Raw genomic sequence first — 16,055 nt, 5'->3', positions numbered from 1 at the left:
AGGATTACGAACGCTTGACGACCGACTACATAATTAGAATAGATGAAGAAAATACTTTTGTTAGCTGTACTAGTTGGAATTACTTTGAAAGGATCTGCTCAGGGAATTGATCGTTTTAATCCAGATACTATTAAAACAATACAGCTTGATTCGGCCGTAAATATCTCTGCTCAAAAATTTGGTGTAGAGACTTTTATCAACGCCATTATTACCGATGAAAGCTTTTATAAGGCTTTCAGAAATATGAAGAAGTATAATTTCATTGCAGAGAACAACATCTATACTTATAATAAGAAAAATAAGGTAGACGGGCGGATCTATCGCAAGATCAAACATACTAATGAAGGTCCCGAAAAGATGGTATACCTTGCAAAACAGGATACCGGAAAGGTATACAGAAAGAATGGCAAATACCAATTGTATACGATTGAAATGTTTGACTATATCTTTATGAATGCTTACAAAACTGAATTTTCGGAAGAAGATTCAAAGGGAGGTAAGGCGGATGGTGCAAATGCGGGGTATAAGGATAAATTAAAGACATTGATATTTGCTCCGGGAAAACCAATTAAAGGGTTACCTTTTATTGGCAGTAAAACAGAAATTTTTACTGCTAATATGCGGCAATATTACGATTATAGCTATTATAGCGGAACATATCTGGATTCAATACCGGTATATCGTTTTAAGGTTACAGTGAAGAAGGATTTGAGTAATGGAACCAAAGAAGGATTGATGATAAAGGAGCTTACTACCATATTTGACAAGCGTACTTTTGAAATTCTGGGCCGTTATGTAGATATGAAATACAGTAATATGCTGTTTGATTTTAATGTTCAGATGAATATTGAAACCAGTTATTTCGGCGACGAAAAACTGCCCACCAAAATCTCTTATCAGGGGAATTGGGACTATCCTTTAAAAAAAGAAGAACGTGCCAGCTTTTTAATTGTACATAAGGATTATCACCTTGGAAAAGGAAAGTAATTTTTTAACTTCGTAATAACCTCTTTAAGCTTTTATTTTTAAAAGATTATAACAATGAAAACTCACTTCAAATCACTGCCGTTACTGTCTGCATTTCTTATGGTATTACTTTTCTCTGCTATGAATAATAAACCCAAAAAGATCATCTTCTTTGGAGATTCTATTACTCAGGCCGGCGTTGAGCCGGGTGGGTACGTTGACCTGATAAAAAAGGCGCTTGACCCCACAAAATATGAGGTTATAGGTGCAGGTATTGGTGGTAATAAGGTATATGACCTTTATCTTCGAATGGAAGAAGACGTACTGAACAAAAAACCAAATCTGGTAGTAATTTACATAGGGGTTAATGATGTATGGCACAAGCAGTCGAGCAGAACAGGAACAGATTACGATAAGTTCATTAAGTTCTATCAGGCATTGATAAATAAGATTCAGGCAAATGGCGCCAAGGTTGTTCTTTGTACTCCAGCAGTAATTGGTGAGAAAAAGAATGGCATAAATGAGATGGATGGGGATTTGGATAAGTATTCTGGTGCTATAAGAGAACTGGCTGTTAAGAATAACCTTCCCCTTTGTGATTTGAGGGCAATATTTAAGACTTATAACGCTGACCATAATACCGAAGATAAAGACAAAGGAATTTTAACTTCTGATGGTGTGCACTTGAATGAAAAGGGCAATCAGACTTTAGCAGAAAAGTTATTGCCATTGGTAAAATAGATTTCAGCATTTTGCTGCATTTGGAAGAGAGGATAAATAATAGGGAATGATTGATCAGGATACCATAAACAAAATCACGGAAACCGCTCGTATTGAGGAGGTGGTTGGTGATTTTGTAACTCTAAAAAAGCGTGGCTCAAGTTTAATTGGAAATTGTCCATTTCATAATGAGAAAACCCCTTCGTTTCACGTATCGGTGGCCAAGGGGATTTATAAGTGTTTTGGGTGTGGTAAAGGGGGCGATTCTGTTCACTTTATTATGGACCATGAAAAGTACTCCTACCCGGAGGCACTTAAATTTCTGGCCAATAAATATAATATAGAAGTAGAGGAGACTGTTCAGTCGCCTCAAAATATAGAAGCACAGAATGCCCGCGAGAGCCTGTACATCGTTTCTGAGTACGCTGCAAATTACTTTGCCAATGAGCTGTGGACAGGTGAGGATGGCCGAGCAATTGGCTTAAGTTATTTTAAGGAGCGTGGTTTTAGAGAGGATATTTTAAAGAAATTCCAATTGGGTTATTCGCCCGATACTTGGGATGCTTTGATCCAGAGCGCTGTTGGAGCAGGACATAAAGAAGAATATCTCGAGAAAACTGGCCTTGCAATCAGGAATGATAAAGGCAGGCTGTATGACCGTTTCAGAGGCCGGGTGCTGTTCCCAATTCATAATTTTACCGGAAGGATAATTGGTTTTGGAGGCAGGACATTAAAAACAGATAAAAATGTTCCTAAGTATGTAAACTCACCGGAAAGCGATATTTACCATAAATCTAATGTGCTTTATGGTTTGTTCCATGCTAAGAAGGCAATTAGAGATGCAGATAACTGTTATCTGGTTGAAGGTTATGCAGATGTTTTAGCTGTTCACCAAGCTGGTATAGAAAACGTGGTGGCCTCGTCGGGAACATCATTAACTACCGAACAAATAAGGCTGATTGGTAGGTTCTCGGAAAATGTTACCATTCTTTATGATGGTGATGCTGCGGGTATTAAAGCCTCTCTGCGTGGTTTAGACATGATCCTTGAAGAAGGATTGAACGTTAAGGTTGTTCTTTTTCCGGATGGTCATGATCCTGACTCTTACATGCATCATGTTGGTTCGGGAGAGTTTAAAAAGTACATAGAAAATAACCGTAAGGATTTTATTCTATATAAAGCCAGCATCCTGTTAAAAGAGGCTGGGACTGATCCTATAAAAAGGGCAGGTATTATTAGAGATATTGTAGAAAGTATCGCTAAAATACCTGACGATATTAAAGCTTCTGTTTTTATAAGAGAATGCAGTGGTTTGTTGCAGGTTGAAGAAAGGATATTGCTTTCTGAACTGAATAAAATCAGGGCCGCCAAATTTAAAAAAACAAGTGGGGGCAACCAACCTCAGCAGTCGCAATACCAACAAAGCCCATATCAGCAAGATGGGCCACCTGATAATCTGTTTGAGAACCCGGGAGAGTCGGCCGGACCTGCAGAGCAGGTAGAAACTGCAGATACCAATCTAATTCAGGAACGCGAGATCATTCGGCTACTACTGGCATTTGGTCATGAGCTGGTTACCTGGGATAAGATAGACAATATGTATATCGGTTCTTTTATTATACAGAACTTAGCTGATGTTACCTTTGAAGATGAGATATGTAAACTCATTATTGATACGTACAGAGAAGAAATAGAAAACGGTCATTTGCCTGTTGCCAGTCAGTTTATTAAAAGTGGAGACAGGCGGATTGTTGATCTTGCTATCACGCTATCAACCTCGCCCTACTCACTAAGCGAGAATTGGGAAAACAGACATAATATTTATGTTAGAGATGAGAGCATAAACTTGAAAGCAACAGTTTTTGGTGGGCTCTATCATCTTAAAAAGAACAAAATTGGCAAGATGCTTACCGATATTACAAAAGAACTTGCAGGCGAAACCGACCCGGTAAACCAGGAGATTTTGATGCAACGCCACATGATGATAAAGGGTGTTGAGCGGGATATTTCTAAATACCTTGGAACTGTTATATTAAAGTAATGGCCAGTCACAACGATTAGGTGAACGAGGAGAAGATATGCTAAAGAGTATTTAGAAAATCTGGGTTATCGGATACTAAAAAAGGAACTGGAGGTACGGAAGAGCGGACGTTGACGTTATAGCTAATCAGGAAGAGGCAATAATTTTTGTTGAAGTAAAAACAAGAAGTTCGACAGATTATGGTAAGCCTGAAGATTTTGTAAGCATTAAGAAGAAAAGACAACTTGAGTATGCTTCATCTGCCTACATTGAAATGAATAACCACGAAGGTGAAATTCGTTTCGATATTATTGCAATTGTTTTTGAAAATAAACACCTTTATAAAATTAATCATATTGAAGATGCATTCTGGCCAAGTTAAAAATAACACCAATTTCTTTAAGGTAATACCAATCCTTTCTCTACTATTTAGCGTTTCATTTATCTTTTCTTGTAAGAATGAACCTTCTGTTTCCGTAGTTGGATTTAAAGCACCCGAACAAGGGCAAATGTTTGGTTTGGGTGATGAGGTAAAAGTGGAACTCGATGTTCCAAAAGACAACCAGATTAAATCTGTCACTTACCAGGTAGACGGTAAAACCGTTGAAACAAAGAACGGCGCAGAGGCCATAAGTATAAAAACAAAAGGACTGGCCGTAGGATATAAGATAATTACCGCAATAACTGACGACGGGAGTAAAAAAGATACTTCGACAATTAATATTGTGTTAAGATCGGGATTAAACCCTGAGCTGCTAACTTATAAAATTGTTAAAACTTATCCTCACGATACCTCATCATATACTCAGGGACTGGAATACCATAATGGAAGATTATTGGAAAGCACTGGTGAGAACGGTTTCTCGACATTAAGATGGGTAGATTTAGCAACTGGCAAGGCTTTGCAAAAGGTGGATCTTGACAAGCAATATTTTGGAGAAGGATCTACACTTGTAGACGATAAGATTGTAATGTTAACCTATAAAGCGAATTCAGGTTTTGTATATGATGCCAAAACCTTTAAACAGCTTGGAACATTTCCTTATCAAACCAGCAGAGAGGGTTGGGGCTTATGTTATGATGGTAAACAGATGATCATGTCTGACGGTACAAATCGACTTTATTTTATGAATAAGGATACCTACAAAGATGAACGTGTGATTGATGTTTATGATAACCTTGGGGCAGTTGATTCTATCAATGAGCTTGAATATATAGACGGAAAGATCTACGCAAATATTTATCAATACAATTACTTAGTGGTAATAGATCCTAATACAGGGATTGTTGAGAAGAAAATAGACTTGAGCGGATTATTGCCAAAGGGATACTTTAAAACAGAAGACAGTATCTTAAATGACGTTTTAAATGGTATAGCCTGGGATAAACAAGGTAAACGCCTGTTTGTTACCGGAAAGAAGTGGCCTAAGTTGTTTGAAATAGCGTTAGTTCCTGTAAAGAAGAACTAACGCCATTCTTTGATTATTTTGCAGGTGCATTATTAGACTTTACAACAGGCTCGCTAATGAAGCCGTTGAATGCAATGGCTTGTCTGTAGTTACTGGTTACGTTAAGCACTGCGTATCCTTTTTCTCCAACACTAAGCGTAAGTGACTGCGCGTCTTTAGTGTCTTTTGGTCTAATGGTTATTAACCAGCCACCTTTTTTCCTTTTCTCGGTTTTGTAGGTGAAATCTTTAGATTTAAATTYRNAWGNNAGMGTCRTTAGGATTTAAATTTGCACTGTATGCCCTGCCGTAGTAAGGTAGATATGCTTCGACACTATCTTTAGCTATTGTTAGCGTGTATTGGGATCCACTAAGTTGGATTGCCCCGCTTCCCTGCCCCCCAGGGAATCTCTGCAGAACTTTATTAAGGTCCATATTTGCCATTGGTAATGCTGTTGTAGCATTAAATACCATAGTCTTGGCTTCTACCAGTCTTGCGGTGGTTTCTTTATCCGTTTGGGCGGAAACCTGTATCGCGATGAACATGATAACCAACAGTAATGTGTTTTTAAGCGTTTTCATGATGATTTACTTTAAATTGTTTATATCTCAATTTACAAATAAAATAGCATTAAACCTTTTTAATCATAAAATAGGATCATGCTACTCTGTTGGGTTAGAACAAATTAACACTAAAAGGTTTAATGTGATTGTGAAAACGATCGTCATCCTGAATTTATTTCAGGGTCCCGGAAGAGAAAAATGGCTTTGCAAGTCTGGGGCCCTGAAATAAATTCAGGATGACGAGGTGGCTAGAAATGAGCCAACTAATATGCGAACTACAATATTTTGTTAACTAACTTCTCCAGACTTTGTATTGATTGATCAATCCGTTTGTAGATCCATCATGAGAAGAAACATCATTATTGTCTTGCAGTTCAGGTAAAATACTTTTTGCTAATTGTTTACCAAGTTCAACACCCCACTGATCAAAACTAAAGATGTTCCATATAATGCCTTGTACAAATATTTTATGCTCATAGATAGCTATCAGGCTTCCTAAGCTAAATGGTGTAACTTTCTTCAATAGGATAGAATTGGTTGGTCTGTTTCCTTCGAAAACCTTAAATGGAGCCAGCTTTTTAATCTCTTCGTCTGACTTACCTTCTTTTTTAAGTTCTCCAACTACCTGGTCTTTGGTTTTTCCATTCATCAGGGCTTCTGTTTGAGCAAAAAAGTTTGATAAAAGAATTGGATGATGATCGCCAATAGGATTTAAACTTTGTGCAGGGGCAATAAAATCGCAAGGGATTAAGCGCGTTCCCTGGTGAATTAATTGATAAAAGGCATGCTGACCGTTTGTGCCAGGCTCACCCCAGATGATGGGGCCGGTTTCGTAGTTTACATCGTTTCCATTACGATCTACATGTTTACCGTTGCTTTCCATATCGCCTTGTTGGAAATAAGCTGCAAAACGATGCATGTATTGATCATAAGGTAAAATAGCCTGAGTTTCGGCATCAAAGAAATTGATATACCAAACACCTATAAGGCCCAATAATACGGGGATATTGATTTCAAATTCTGCAGTTTCAAAGTGTTGATCTGCCGAATGTGCTCCTGCAAGAAGTTGTTTGAAGTTATCGAAACCTATACTCAATGAAATTGGTAGTCCGATGGCACTCCAAAGGGAATATCTTCCACCAACCCAATCCCAGAATTCGAACATGTTTTCAGTATCAATTCCAAAAGCAGAAACGTCTTTTGCGTTGGTTGATAAGGCTGCAAAATGTTTTGCAATATCATCGGCTTTTGCCCCTTTTTCCAGAAACCAGCTTCTTGCAGTATTTGCATTGGTCATGGTTTCTTGAGTAGTAAATGTTTTTGAGGCAATCAGGAACAGTGTAGTTTCCGGATCAACTTGTTTTAAGGTCTCTGCAATGTGGGTGCCATCTATATTTGATACAAAATGCATATTTAAATGATTTTTGTATGCTTTTAAAGCTTCAGTAACCATTACAGGGCCTAAATCAGAACCTCCAATACCAATGTTAACAACATCAGTTATCGCTTTGCCGGTGTAGCCTTTCCAACTTCCTGAAATGATTGCGTTACTGAATTTTTCCATTTTTGAAAGTACGTGATGGACGTCTTTAACAACGTTTTTGCCCTCTACAAAAATTTCGCCATCGGCAGGCTCGCGTAATGCAACGTGCAATACTTGTCTGCCTTCTGTCTGGTTAATTTTATCTCCACTAAACATTGCCTTTATTGCTTCATCTAATTTGCATTCTCTGGCTAATTGAATGAGTAGAGCTATAGTGGTATCGTCAATTCGGTTTTTCGAATAATCTACCAGGATATCTTCAAATATTAATGAGAATTTCTCAAAGCGGCCTTCATCTTCTGCAAATAGCTGTTTTAAGCTTTTTTCATTAATGTTGATGAAGTGATCGGCCAGGTATTTGTAAGCGGCGGTTTCTGTAAAGTTTACTGTTGGAAGCATAATAATTAGTGTTTTTGTAAATGTAGCGGTTTATTTTATTTCACAAAATTTGATTGCAGAGATTTAATATTTTAATGATAAACATAGTTTCATCAGAAGTTCATACAAGAGAATTATTTTAGCTATATTTAAATATGATAGGCAATGCATTGCCATAAAAAAACTAGCTATGATTGAGAATTTAAAACAATTGGTAACGGAAAATGTTCAGGACGCTATTGTGAATAATAGTGCAGTTCCAAATGAGCAAAATGACGCAGCTATTGAAGCTGCATCAGGTTCTATTATTGATGCGCTAAAAGAAAAGCTGTCATCAGGAGATATTGGTGGTTTAGTAGATACATTTAAAAATGGAGGTACAGGTTCAGTTGTTGMTCWKSCRTNATCCGGTTTTACCGAGAAACTGGCAGGTTTAGGTATAAATCTGGATTCTGCAAAAAGTATTGCTGCTTCTATTATTCCTACAATAATGGAAAAGTTTGTAAATAAGACTAACGATCCAAACGATAGTTCATTTAATATTAAAGACGTATTGGGTAACCTTGCAGGGCCCGATGGTAAATTTGATCTGTCGGACATTACAGGAATGTTTACAGGAAATAATGATGGTGCGCCTGGAACAGAGGGTAAAGGAGATGGAGTTATAGATAAGCTTAAGGGACTTTTTAATTAATTCTCCCAATTTCGCAAATGGCTATTTAAACATTGTTTAAGTAGCCATTTGTGTTTTATATTATATATTTGTGATTATGACTAAAGAACAAATTCAGGATTTAAGGGACAGAGTAGCGTCGCTGAGGAGGTACCTTTGACGTTGAAAACCGATTAGAAGATATCCGTATTGAGCAGGAACTTACCCTGCAACCAAATTTTTGGGACGACCCCAAGAAAGCCGAAAAACATATTGCTGAAATAAACTCTAAAAAGGTGTGGACTGATGGCTGGCAGCACGCTAACAGCCTGATGGAAGACACTCAGGTTCTTTTCGACTTCTGGCAGAGCGGAGACGCTACTGAAGCAGAAATGCAGGAACAATTTGACCTCTGCGTAAATGCCATAGAAGATCTGGAGCTGAAAAATATGCTCAAAACCAAAGAAGACCAGCTGAATGCCGTAATGCAGATCACCGCGGGTGCCGGAGGTACAGAAAGTTGCGACTGGGCTTATATGCTAATGCGTATGTACTTAATGTGGGCGGAGAAAAATGGATACAAAGTAAGCGAACAGGATTACCAGGAAGGTGAGGTTGCGGGTGTTAAAACAGTTACAATTGAAATATCAGGTGAATTCGCATACGGGTATTTAAAGGGGGAAAATGGGGTACATCGCCTTGTGAGAATCTCTCCATTTGATTCCAATGCAAGAAGACATACTTCTTTTGCGTCAGTTTATGTATATCCATTGGTGGATGACACCATAGAAATTGAAGTGAAGGATTCAGAGATAGAGTTTGAAACGTTTCGGTCGGGTGGTGCCGGTGGACAGAATGTAAACAAGGTAGAAACTGCAGTTCGTTTATATCATAAACCTTCCGGAATCATCATTAAGAATCAGGAGTCGCGTTCACAGCTTCAGAATAAAGAAAATGCTATTCGCTTATTGAAATCGCAGCTTTACGAGATCGAGATGCGCAAGCGTATGGAAGCTACAGCCTTGGTAGAAGGAAGTAAGAAAAAGATAGAGTGGGGCTCGCAGATCAGGAGCTATGTGCTGGATGACAGGAGGGTGAAGGATCATCGGACGAATTACCAAACCTCAAACCCGCAGGCCGTGCTGGATGGAGATATAAACAACTTTTTAAAAGCATACTTAATGGAATTTTAAAGATGAAATATTTTACCTCGTTATTAATGATACTGATGTGTACAGCTAATTTGAATGCTCAGGAAATAGTTAAATTATATCCCGGTGTAATACCGGGATCAAAACCAGCACCTGCAGATTTTATGGAGACCGCTCCTGTTGGAGATGACGGAATTATACGGATCAGTAAAGTATCTGAACCAACGCTTACTGTATTTTTACCTTCAAAGGAAAAGGCTACGGGAGCAGCCGTTATCATTTGCCCGGGTGGTGGTTATGGTATTTTGGCTATTAATCATGAGGGGTATAATGTTGCAAAGCGATTTAATGATATAGGTGTAGCTGCATTTGTGCTGAAGTATCGCTTACCTAATGATGCAATAATGGTTGATAAATCATTTGGTCCATTGATGGATGCAGAACAAGCTATCTATCTGGTACGGGGGCAAGCTAAGAAATGGAAAGTTGACCCGGAAAAAATTGGTGTTATGGGCTTTTCTGCAGGTGGACACCTTGCTTCGACATTAACGGTTCACTACAATGATGTGAAAATTGAGAATAAAGAGAAGCTTAGTCTGAGACCAGATTTTTCTATCTTAATTTATCCGGTTATTTCATTTATTGAATCACCACATACAGGTTCTGCAAATAATCTGGCAGGTGCCCATGCAACGCAGACACAAAAAGAATATTTTTCAAATGAGAAACATGTAACGCCACAGACACCACCAACATTTTTAGTTCACGCTAATGATGACAATGGGGTGCCGGTACAAAATAGTATTATTTTTAATCAGGCATTGGTGGCTAACAAGGTTAAGGCGGAGATGCATTTATATCAAGGCGGCGGACATGGTTTTGGTTTGAACAACAAAACCACATCAGACGACTGGTTTGAAAGGCTGACGAATTGGATGAAAAGTAATAAGTTTCTATAACTTAAAGCTCAGTATTTGCCAGGATATCCTGTAATTCCTTAAGCTCTTCAACCTTTTCTTTTGAACCCAGGTTCTCATAAGCAGATATCAGGTTGCGGATAACGCGCCTGATGATCTCTACGTTGCTGCAGGGTGCATAAAATCCTGGAAGAGGGTCGAGGTTTAGCTGGCGGAGAAACTGATCAACGTCGTGTTTACCAAATATGGCACCCTTGTTAAATGCGTTAATGTAAAAAAGAACTCCAAATTCCTGTTCTTCTCGCTTGCTCTCGTCTATATATCCTAAAATAAAATGCTGAGGCAGGTTTACACCATATACAGGGATATCCAGTTTTTGCGCAAGTGTCGAATAGATGATGGCAAGCGAGATCTGATTGCCTTTTTTACTTTCCAGTACTTGGTTTATATATGAATTCTGTGGGTCGTGATGGTTTTTTGTATTTCCACTGAAACCGTAAATGTTATAAAAGATATGGTTGATGAGTTTTATCTTTTCAATAGAACTCATTTCGTATTGCAATCCTAACCAGATTTCTCTTTTGATTTCTTCAATCTGAAGGATCACCTTATCTTCATCAAGATCAGGATATTGATAGCGGTTAATGACTAAGGCCCCTTGTAACAGATCAAATGCCCCGCTTTGATACCATAAATTAAGATCTTCCTTGACATTTGAAAACTGTATCTTATGTACAATATTTTCTATTCTTTGTTGAAGCAAAGAATCTAATGAATGTTCCCAAGCATTTTCAAGGTAGTCAATGACTTCGTTGCCATATTCAAGCAGCCGTCCCTCAACGTGTTGATAGATTTCCTGATCGGGATCATCAAGAAGTTTTACTAAAGCAGTTATTTCTTTAATGTTTTCCATTAAACATACAAATTTGAATGCCTATTTTTGCGGCTATGGTTTTTAACTTTATCAGTGATTATCTGAAGCATCGCTTTACCTCAAAAAGCAGGCATGGTACCCATTCCCCATTTGTTTATAAACTTACGGATGAGGTAATTTACGATTTTAAGTCTAAAATTGAATATAAAAGCATTGAAGCGCAGAGAAAAAAACTTTTCAATGACGATTCATTAGTAACTGTGACCGATCTGGGTGCAGGTTCTCATTTAAATAAGAACCGCACAAAGAAGGTAAGTCAGATTGCAAAGAACGCATTGAAGAATCCTGCTTTGGCTCAATTGATTTATCGTTTAGCAAAAGACAATAATCCTAAAACTATTATTGAATTAGGTACTTGTTTAGGTGTAACTACAGCTTATTTATCGAAGGCATGTCCTGAAGCAGATGTTATTACAATTGAGGGGTGTCCGGAAACTGCAAAAGTTGCGCATAATAATTTTAAAGAACTGGATCTTGAAAATGTTGAATTGCAGGTTGGAAATTTTGATGTGTTACTTCCTGACGTTATAGCTCAAGCAGAAAAGCTTGATTTTGTTTACATTGATGGTAATCATAGAAAAGAGGCTACATTAAATTATTTCAATTGGTGCTTACCTAAGATTCATGAAAACTCACTGCTCATATTTGATGATATATATTGGAGTAAGGGAATGAAAGAGGCCTGGCAAGAAATTAAGAACCATCCGGAGGTGGTTGTTACAATTGATTTGTTCTGGATAGGGTTGGTTTATTTTAGAAAAGGACAGGCTAAAGAGCATTTTAAAATAAAGTTTTAGAATGCTTCGGCCAAACTGATATAGAAACCGGTTTGACGTTTTTCATTAGCTCGTTTTTCACCAATGCCATAATCGACACGAACACTTAGTCCTTTTTCAGGGTCGAAGAAATATCGACCACCAGCGCCATAAGAAGGTTTAAAACTTTTGATTGAAAGGTCACCATTATCGAATACTTGTCCAGCACCCCCAAATACGACAGCTCCAAATCTGTTGTTGTAGCGATAGCGTAATTCTGCTTGTCCGGCAAGTAAGTTTCTTTCCCTGTATCGTCCGGTATAGTAGCCCCTCATCATTTCGTCGTTACCCATTTGCTGTAATAAGTAGAAAGGGGTGTTTTTTCCTTGAACAGAATGGAATAAACCATTTACTCCGATGACAAACTTGGGCGATAAAGACCAAAAATTGCGCACATTAGCCTTGATTAAGCTTCCTGTGAAATTCTCTCCTCCCCAGAAGTCTGGGGCATATTGATAGGTTACTTTTCCGTAAAAGCCCTTGGTGGTATAATTGTTAGAGTTTCTGGTATCATATGTTTGAGAAATTCCAGCGTAGAATACAGAACCTCCTATTTTGTGAATTAGTGTTTGGTCGGTAGTGAAAATGCCCCCCACTTCTTTATCTGTAAAATGATAATTCTCAAAACCCAGAGAAAGGCCTGTATACATATGGGGTAGGAGTAGTTTCTCGGCCTCGAGGCCAACTTTCGCATAACCTTGAATAAGTCTGTCTTCATTGGCTGCAAGTGTTTCATTACCTACACCATAAAAATTGAAGGGCATTCTTTTAAAACGCACTTCGGCAATGTAGTGGTGTGTATTTTGTTTAGTCCAAACATCTCCTTTTAGAGAGATATTATATTGACCCTTGGTAGATGCAGAAAGTACAGTTGAGAAATTTGAACTGCGATTTGTAAGGTCTTTCCTATCTAGATAAGTCGAATAGAGCGCCCCGATGCCAAATTCAAGACCTATTTCTTGTGTATATCTAAAAACTGGAACGGGCATAAAACTCGGCCTGCGTGAGGAATCTGTTTTATTAGATAGATAGCGCTCTATTAGTTTCTTTTGCGCCATTGAATTTAGGGCTATTAAAACAAATACGGTGCACAGGGAAATTCTCTTCATTGGCCTAAAATAGTAGAAAAATTTAATTATCAGTTCTGCCTAGCAACTTTAAGGCCAGTGTTTGAATTTGAAACCCAAAGTTTGGAACTTATCCTAACTAGATTTTTACAAGACGAGAAAAGGGCGTTATTTGAAGAAAAACAGTGTTGTTTGCATCGTTACGCTATAATCTTACTTTAGATAAAGCAGGTGGTTATGCCGGTTTTTAAGTAGAGGTGAAGTACAATTAGGGCATTAAGATTATTTGCCTATTTTTGCGGCAACAAAATTTAGATCAAAATGAGTACAACAAGAGGACCTATATCTCAATTCATGGAGCGTAATTATCTCCATTTTAATGCAGCCGCAATGATGGATGCTGCTAAGGGATATGAAACGCACTTAGATGAAGGTGGTAAAATGATGATCACGCTTGCTGGCGCGATGAGTACCGCTGAATTGGGAATTTCACTGGCTGAGATGATTCGTCAGGACAAAGTATCAATTATTTCATGTACAGGTGCGAATCTGGAAGAAGATATTATGAACCTTGTTGCGCACTCACATTATAAACGAGTACCTAACTACCGCGATTTAAGCCCTCAGGATGAATGGGATTTATTAGAGAACCATTATAATCGTGTTACCGACACTTGCATTCCTGAAGAAGAAGCATTTCGCAGATTGCAAAAACATATTTATAAAATCTGGAAAGATGCAGACAGTGCAGGAGAACGTTATTTTCCGCATGAGTTTATGTATAAAATGTTGTTAAGCGGAGATTTGGAACAATACTATGAAATTGATCCTAAGAATTCATGGATGCTGGCAGCGGCAGAAAAAAATTTGCCAATTGTTGTTCCGGGATGGGAAGATTCTACAATGGGTAACATCTTTGCGTCTTATGTGATGAAATCAGAAGTTAAAGCAACTACCATGAAKWSTKNGKATWGAGTACATGGGTTGGTTAGCAGATTGGTATATCAAAAACAGCGATGGCAAAGGAATTGGATTCTTTCAGATAGGTGGTGGCATAGCTGGAGATTTTCCTATATGTGTGGTCCCAATGTTGTATCAGGACATGGAAATGGAGAACATTCCATTCTGGAGCTACTTCTGTCAGATCTCTGATTCGACAACTTCATACGGCTCATATTCAGGGGCAGTTCCTAATGAAAAAATTACCTGGGGTAAGTTAGATATAAATACACCGAAATTCATTGTAGAATCTGATGCGACTATAGTGGCGCCACTGATCTTTGCATGGATATTAAAAATGTAATTTAAATTAACAAGTCCTGCTTTGAAAGTAGGACTTAAAATGGAATCAGTGATTTTTAAAAAGTTGCTGATTTTCGTCGTTTAAAGCATAAAAAACGAACTATTTAGATTGATTATAAATTGTATTTACTGTCATTTATTTGTCATTGGTAAGTTAATAAATTTTACTTTTGTGGACGTTTTGGTGAAGGACCTAAGTTTAAAAGCCAATTACGTTTATAAAGTTTTTTAAAAAATAGCATAAAATACTCATTATGAGGGATATCTCATTGATCGTTAGAAGAGTTTGGAAGTCGGCATTCATGTTTACGGCTCTATCTGTTTTAATCGTTTCTGCAACACAGGCACAAGATGTAGTAGAGGGCCGCAAACTATTTAAGGATAATTGTAATTCTTGTCACCAGTTAGATCGTAACAGTACTGGTCCGGCATTAACAGCAAAACTTAATGAGCTTGATGAAGCTTTTGCAATCAAGTGGATCAGAAACTGGAAAGCGTTAGTTGATGCAGGAGACAAACAAGCTATCGAGGCTTCTAAGTTCTCAGCTGCGGAGATGACAACATTTCCACGTTTGACTGATGATCAAATTAAAAACATTATAGCTTACGCTAAAGCAGGTGAGCCTAAGAAAGAAGGAGATAAAGCAGCAACAGAAAGTGCTTCTGAAGGTGTTTCCAGTTTTTCAATCGCAGGGGTTGCCGCAATTATCCTGATATCTATTATTGTATTGATCGTTTTAGGTCGTGCGATAAAAATGTTAGAGCGTTTGATACTTCAAAAACAAGGAGTTGTTCTTGCAGAWSMMKAYANGMSTYTCTTYMGRTNWYAGSTNGNTTAWNANATTNANYYYARGAWSAAGNAAAWTNNTMTTNKYTCTTCATCCTGGGCTTAATTATAACCTTAGGTTCATTTGGCTGGATGGGTATGTGGGATACAGGTGTTCATACTGGTTACCAACCGGTACAACCGATCAAGTTCTCGCATGAGTTGCACGCTGGTACCAATCAAATTGATTGTCAGTATTGCCATGCTGGTGCATTTAAATCGAAAAATTCAACCATTCCATCTTTGAATGTTTGTATGAACTGTCACAAATCAGTACAGGCAACAGAGAAGTATGATGGCGAGATTTCACCAGAGATTCAAAAGATCTATACTGCCCTTGGATATGATCCGGCAACGATGACTTATGATCACTCAAAAGAGAAACCAGTTGAATGGGTTCGTGTTCACAACCTTCCTGACTTCGCTTACTTTAATCACTCTCAACACGTAGTTGTAGGTGAAGAAGCTATCAGAAAAGAGAAAGGTTTGAAACCTAATGAGCCTGTTTGCTTTGCATGTCATGGTCCGGTTGATACAATGGAAGAGATATATCAATACTCTCCACTTACCATGAAATGGTGTGTTAACTGTCATAAAGACACCAAGCTTGAAGTTAAAGGAAATGCATTCTATGATAAGATCATTGAAGCGCATGAGAAAATCAAGAAAGGTGAGAAAATCACTCCAGCAGCTTTGGGTGGTTTAGAATGTGGTAAGTGCCACTATTAATTAGAGTTTAATAAAAAGAACGTT

General features: G+C 38.0%; 12 protein-coding genes and 4 pseudogenes. 11 read left to right on the top strand and 5 right to left on the bottom strand.

Annotated features, from left to right (window positions below; genetic code table 11):
- Positions 1-42 precede the first annotated feature (42 nt).
- From N824_RS24590 to N824_RS24570, 5 genes are all read left to right on the top strand, one after another.
- A complete protein-coding gene (locus tag N824_RS24590; RefSeq protein WP_048907773.1) occupies positions 43-987 on the top strand; it encodes a hypothetical protein in 945 nt (314 codons plus the stop codon).
- A gap of 54 nt (positions 988-1,041) precedes the next feature.
- Positions 1,042-1,707 carry an SGNH/GDSL hydrolase family protein gene (locus N824_RS24585; protein WP_048907772.1) on the top strand — a complete coding sequence of 222 codons (666 nt, stop codon included), beginning with the start codon at positions 1,042-1,044 and terminating at the stop codon, positions 1,705-1,707.
- A gap of 46 nt (positions 1,708-1,753) precedes the next feature.
- The gene (dnaG, locus tag N824_RS24580; protein WP_048907771.1) at positions 1,754-3,727 is read left to right on the top strand and encodes a DNA primase; all 1,974 of its coding nucleotides are present in this window, start codon (positions 1,754-1,756) and stop codon (positions 3,725-3,727) included.
- A gap of 118 nt (positions 3,728-3,845) precedes the next feature.
- Positions 3,846-4,088 (top strand): YraN family protein, encoded by a 243-nt coding sequence (locus tag N824_RS35260; RefSeq protein ID WP_306413934.1) that lies wholly within the window; start codon positions 3,846-3,848, stop codon positions 4,086-4,088.
- A complete protein-coding gene (locus N824_RS24570) occupies positions 4,069-5,175 on the top strand; it encodes a glutaminyl-peptide cyclotransferase (RefSeq protein WP_048907770.1) in 1,107 nt (368 codons plus the stop codon). The genes N824_RS35260 and N824_RS24570 overlap by 20 nt, the downstream gene beginning before the upstream one ends.
- Positions 5,176-5,188: 13 nt before the next feature.
- Here the strand turns inward: N824_RS24570 and N824_RS36360 are convergent, their stop codons facing one another.
- The 3 genes and pseudogenes from N824_RS36360 to pgi form a co-directional block, all read right to left on the bottom strand.
- Entirely contained in the window at positions 5,189-5,356 is a 168-nt protein-coding gene (locus tag N824_RS36360) for a DUF4251 domain-containing protein (protein WP_255327483.1), read from the bottom strand.
- A gap of 52 nt (positions 5,357-5,408) precedes the next feature.
- A pseudogene (locus N824_RS36355) lies at positions 5,409-5,735 on the bottom strand (DUF4251 domain-containing protein).
- Positions 5,736-6,009: 274 nt separating this feature from the next.
- Positions 6,010-7,659: a glucose-6-phosphate isomerase gene (gene pgi / locus N824_RS24555; protein ID WP_048907768.1), complete on the bottom strand. Its 1,650-nt coding sequence runs from the start codon at positions 7,657-7,659 to the stop codon at positions 6,010-6,012.
- Positions 7,660-7,828: 169 nt separating this feature from the next.
- Between pgi and N824_RS24550 the strand changes: the two are divergent.
- From N824_RS24550 to N824_RS24540, 3 genes and pseudogenes are all read left to right on the top strand, one after another.
- A pseudogene (locus N824_RS24550) lies at positions 7,829-8,332 on the top strand (hypothetical protein).
- Positions 8,333-8,408: 76 nt separating this feature from the next.
- Positions 8,409-9,483, top strand: a protein-coding gene (gene prfB, locus N824_RS24545) for a peptide chain release factor 2 (protein ID WP_152542455.1) whose coding sequence is annotated in 2 segments (ribosomal slippage) — positions 8,409-8,468 and positions 8,470-9,483 — 1,074 coding nt in all. Because the reading frame shifts where the segments join, the coding sequence is not laid out codon by codon here.
- 2 nt (positions 9,484-9,485) lie between these two features.
- Positions 9,486-10,400: an alpha/beta hydrolase gene (locus tag N824_RS24540; protein WP_048907766.1), complete on the top strand. Its 915-nt coding sequence runs from the start codon at positions 9,486-9,488 to the stop codon at positions 10,398-10,400.
- A 1-nt stretch (position 10,401) separates the two neighbouring features.
- Here the strand turns inward: N824_RS24540 and N824_RS24535 are convergent, their stop codons facing one another.
- Entirely contained in the window at positions 10,402-11,271 is an 870-nt protein-coding gene (locus N824_RS24535) for a transglutaminase-like domain-containing protein (RefSeq protein ID WP_048907765.1), read from the bottom strand.
- A gap of 17 nt (positions 11,272-11,288) precedes the next feature.
- Between N824_RS24535 and N824_RS24530 the strand changes: the two genes are divergently transcribed.
- On the top strand, positions 11,289-12,089 hold the full coding sequence (locus tag N824_RS24530) for an O-methyltransferase (protein WP_235207281.1): 801 nt from the start codon (positions 11,289-11,291) through the stop codon (positions 12,087-12,089).
- Here the strand turns inward: N824_RS24530 and N824_RS24525 are convergent.
- On the bottom strand, positions 12,086-13,216 hold the full coding sequence (locus tag N824_RS24525; protein WP_048907764.1) for a BamA/TamA family outer membrane protein: 1,131 nt from the start codon (positions 13,214-13,216) through the stop codon (positions 12,086-12,088). The two genes, N824_RS24530 and N824_RS24525, sit on opposite strands and share 4 nt — an antisense overlap.
- 279 nt (positions 13,217-13,495) lie before the next feature.
- Here N824_RS24525 and N824_RS24520 point away from each other — a divergent pair.
- Both N824_RS24520 and N824_RS39335 read left to right on the top strand, forming a co-directional pair.
- Positions 13,496-14,477 (top strand): annotated as a pseudogene (locus N824_RS24520) (deoxyhypusine synthase family protein).
- Between the two features lie 301 nt (positions 14,478-14,778).
- Positions 14,779-16,031, top strand: a pseudogene (locus tag N824_RS39335) (c-type cytochrome).
- Positions 16,032-16,055: the final 24 nt, after the last annotated feature.

The organism is Pedobacter sp. V48 (assembly GCF_000523515.1).
Taxonomy (GTDB): domain Bacteria; phylum Bacteroidota; class Bacteroidia; order Sphingobacteriales; family Sphingobacteriaceae; genus Pedobacter.
This window is presented reverse-complemented; position numbering and strand designations above follow the sequence as displayed.

Bases quoted from the DNA above. Each gene is read 5' to 3' on its own strand.
- N824_RS24570 (WP_048907770.1), top strand. From the start codon at position 4,069: ATGCATTCTGGCCAAGTTAAAAATAACACCAATTTCTTTAAGGTAATA.
- dnaG (WP_048907771.1), top strand. From the start codon at position 1,754: ATGATTGATCAGGATACCATAAACAAAATCACGGAAACCGCTCGTATT.
- N824_RS24540 (WP_048907766.1), top strand. From the start codon at position 9,486: ATGAAATATTTTACCTCGTTATTAATGATACTGATGTGTACAGCTAAT.
- N824_RS24530 (WP_235207281.1), top strand. From the start codon at position 11,289: ATGCCTATTTTTGCGGCTATGGTTTTTAACTTTATCAGTGATTATCTG.
- N824_RS24590 (WP_048907773.1), top strand. From the start codon at position 43: ATGAAGAAAATACTTTTGTTAGCTGTACTAGTTGGAATTACTTTGAAA.
- pgi (WP_048907768.1), bottom strand. From the start codon at position 7,659: ATGCTTCCAACAGTAAACTTTACAGAAACCGCCGCTTACAAATACCTG.
- N824_RS24535 (WP_048907765.1), bottom strand. From the start codon at position 11,271: ATGGAAAACATTAAAGAAATAACTGCTTTAGTAAAACTTCTTGATGAT.
- N824_RS24525 (WP_048907764.1), bottom strand. From the start codon at position 13,216: ATGAAGAGAATTTCCCTGTGCACCGTATTTGTTTTAATAGCCCTAAAT.
- N824_RS24585 (WP_048907772.1), top strand. From the start codon at position 1,042: ATGAAAACTCACTTCAAATCACTGCCGTTACTGTCTGCATTTCTTATG.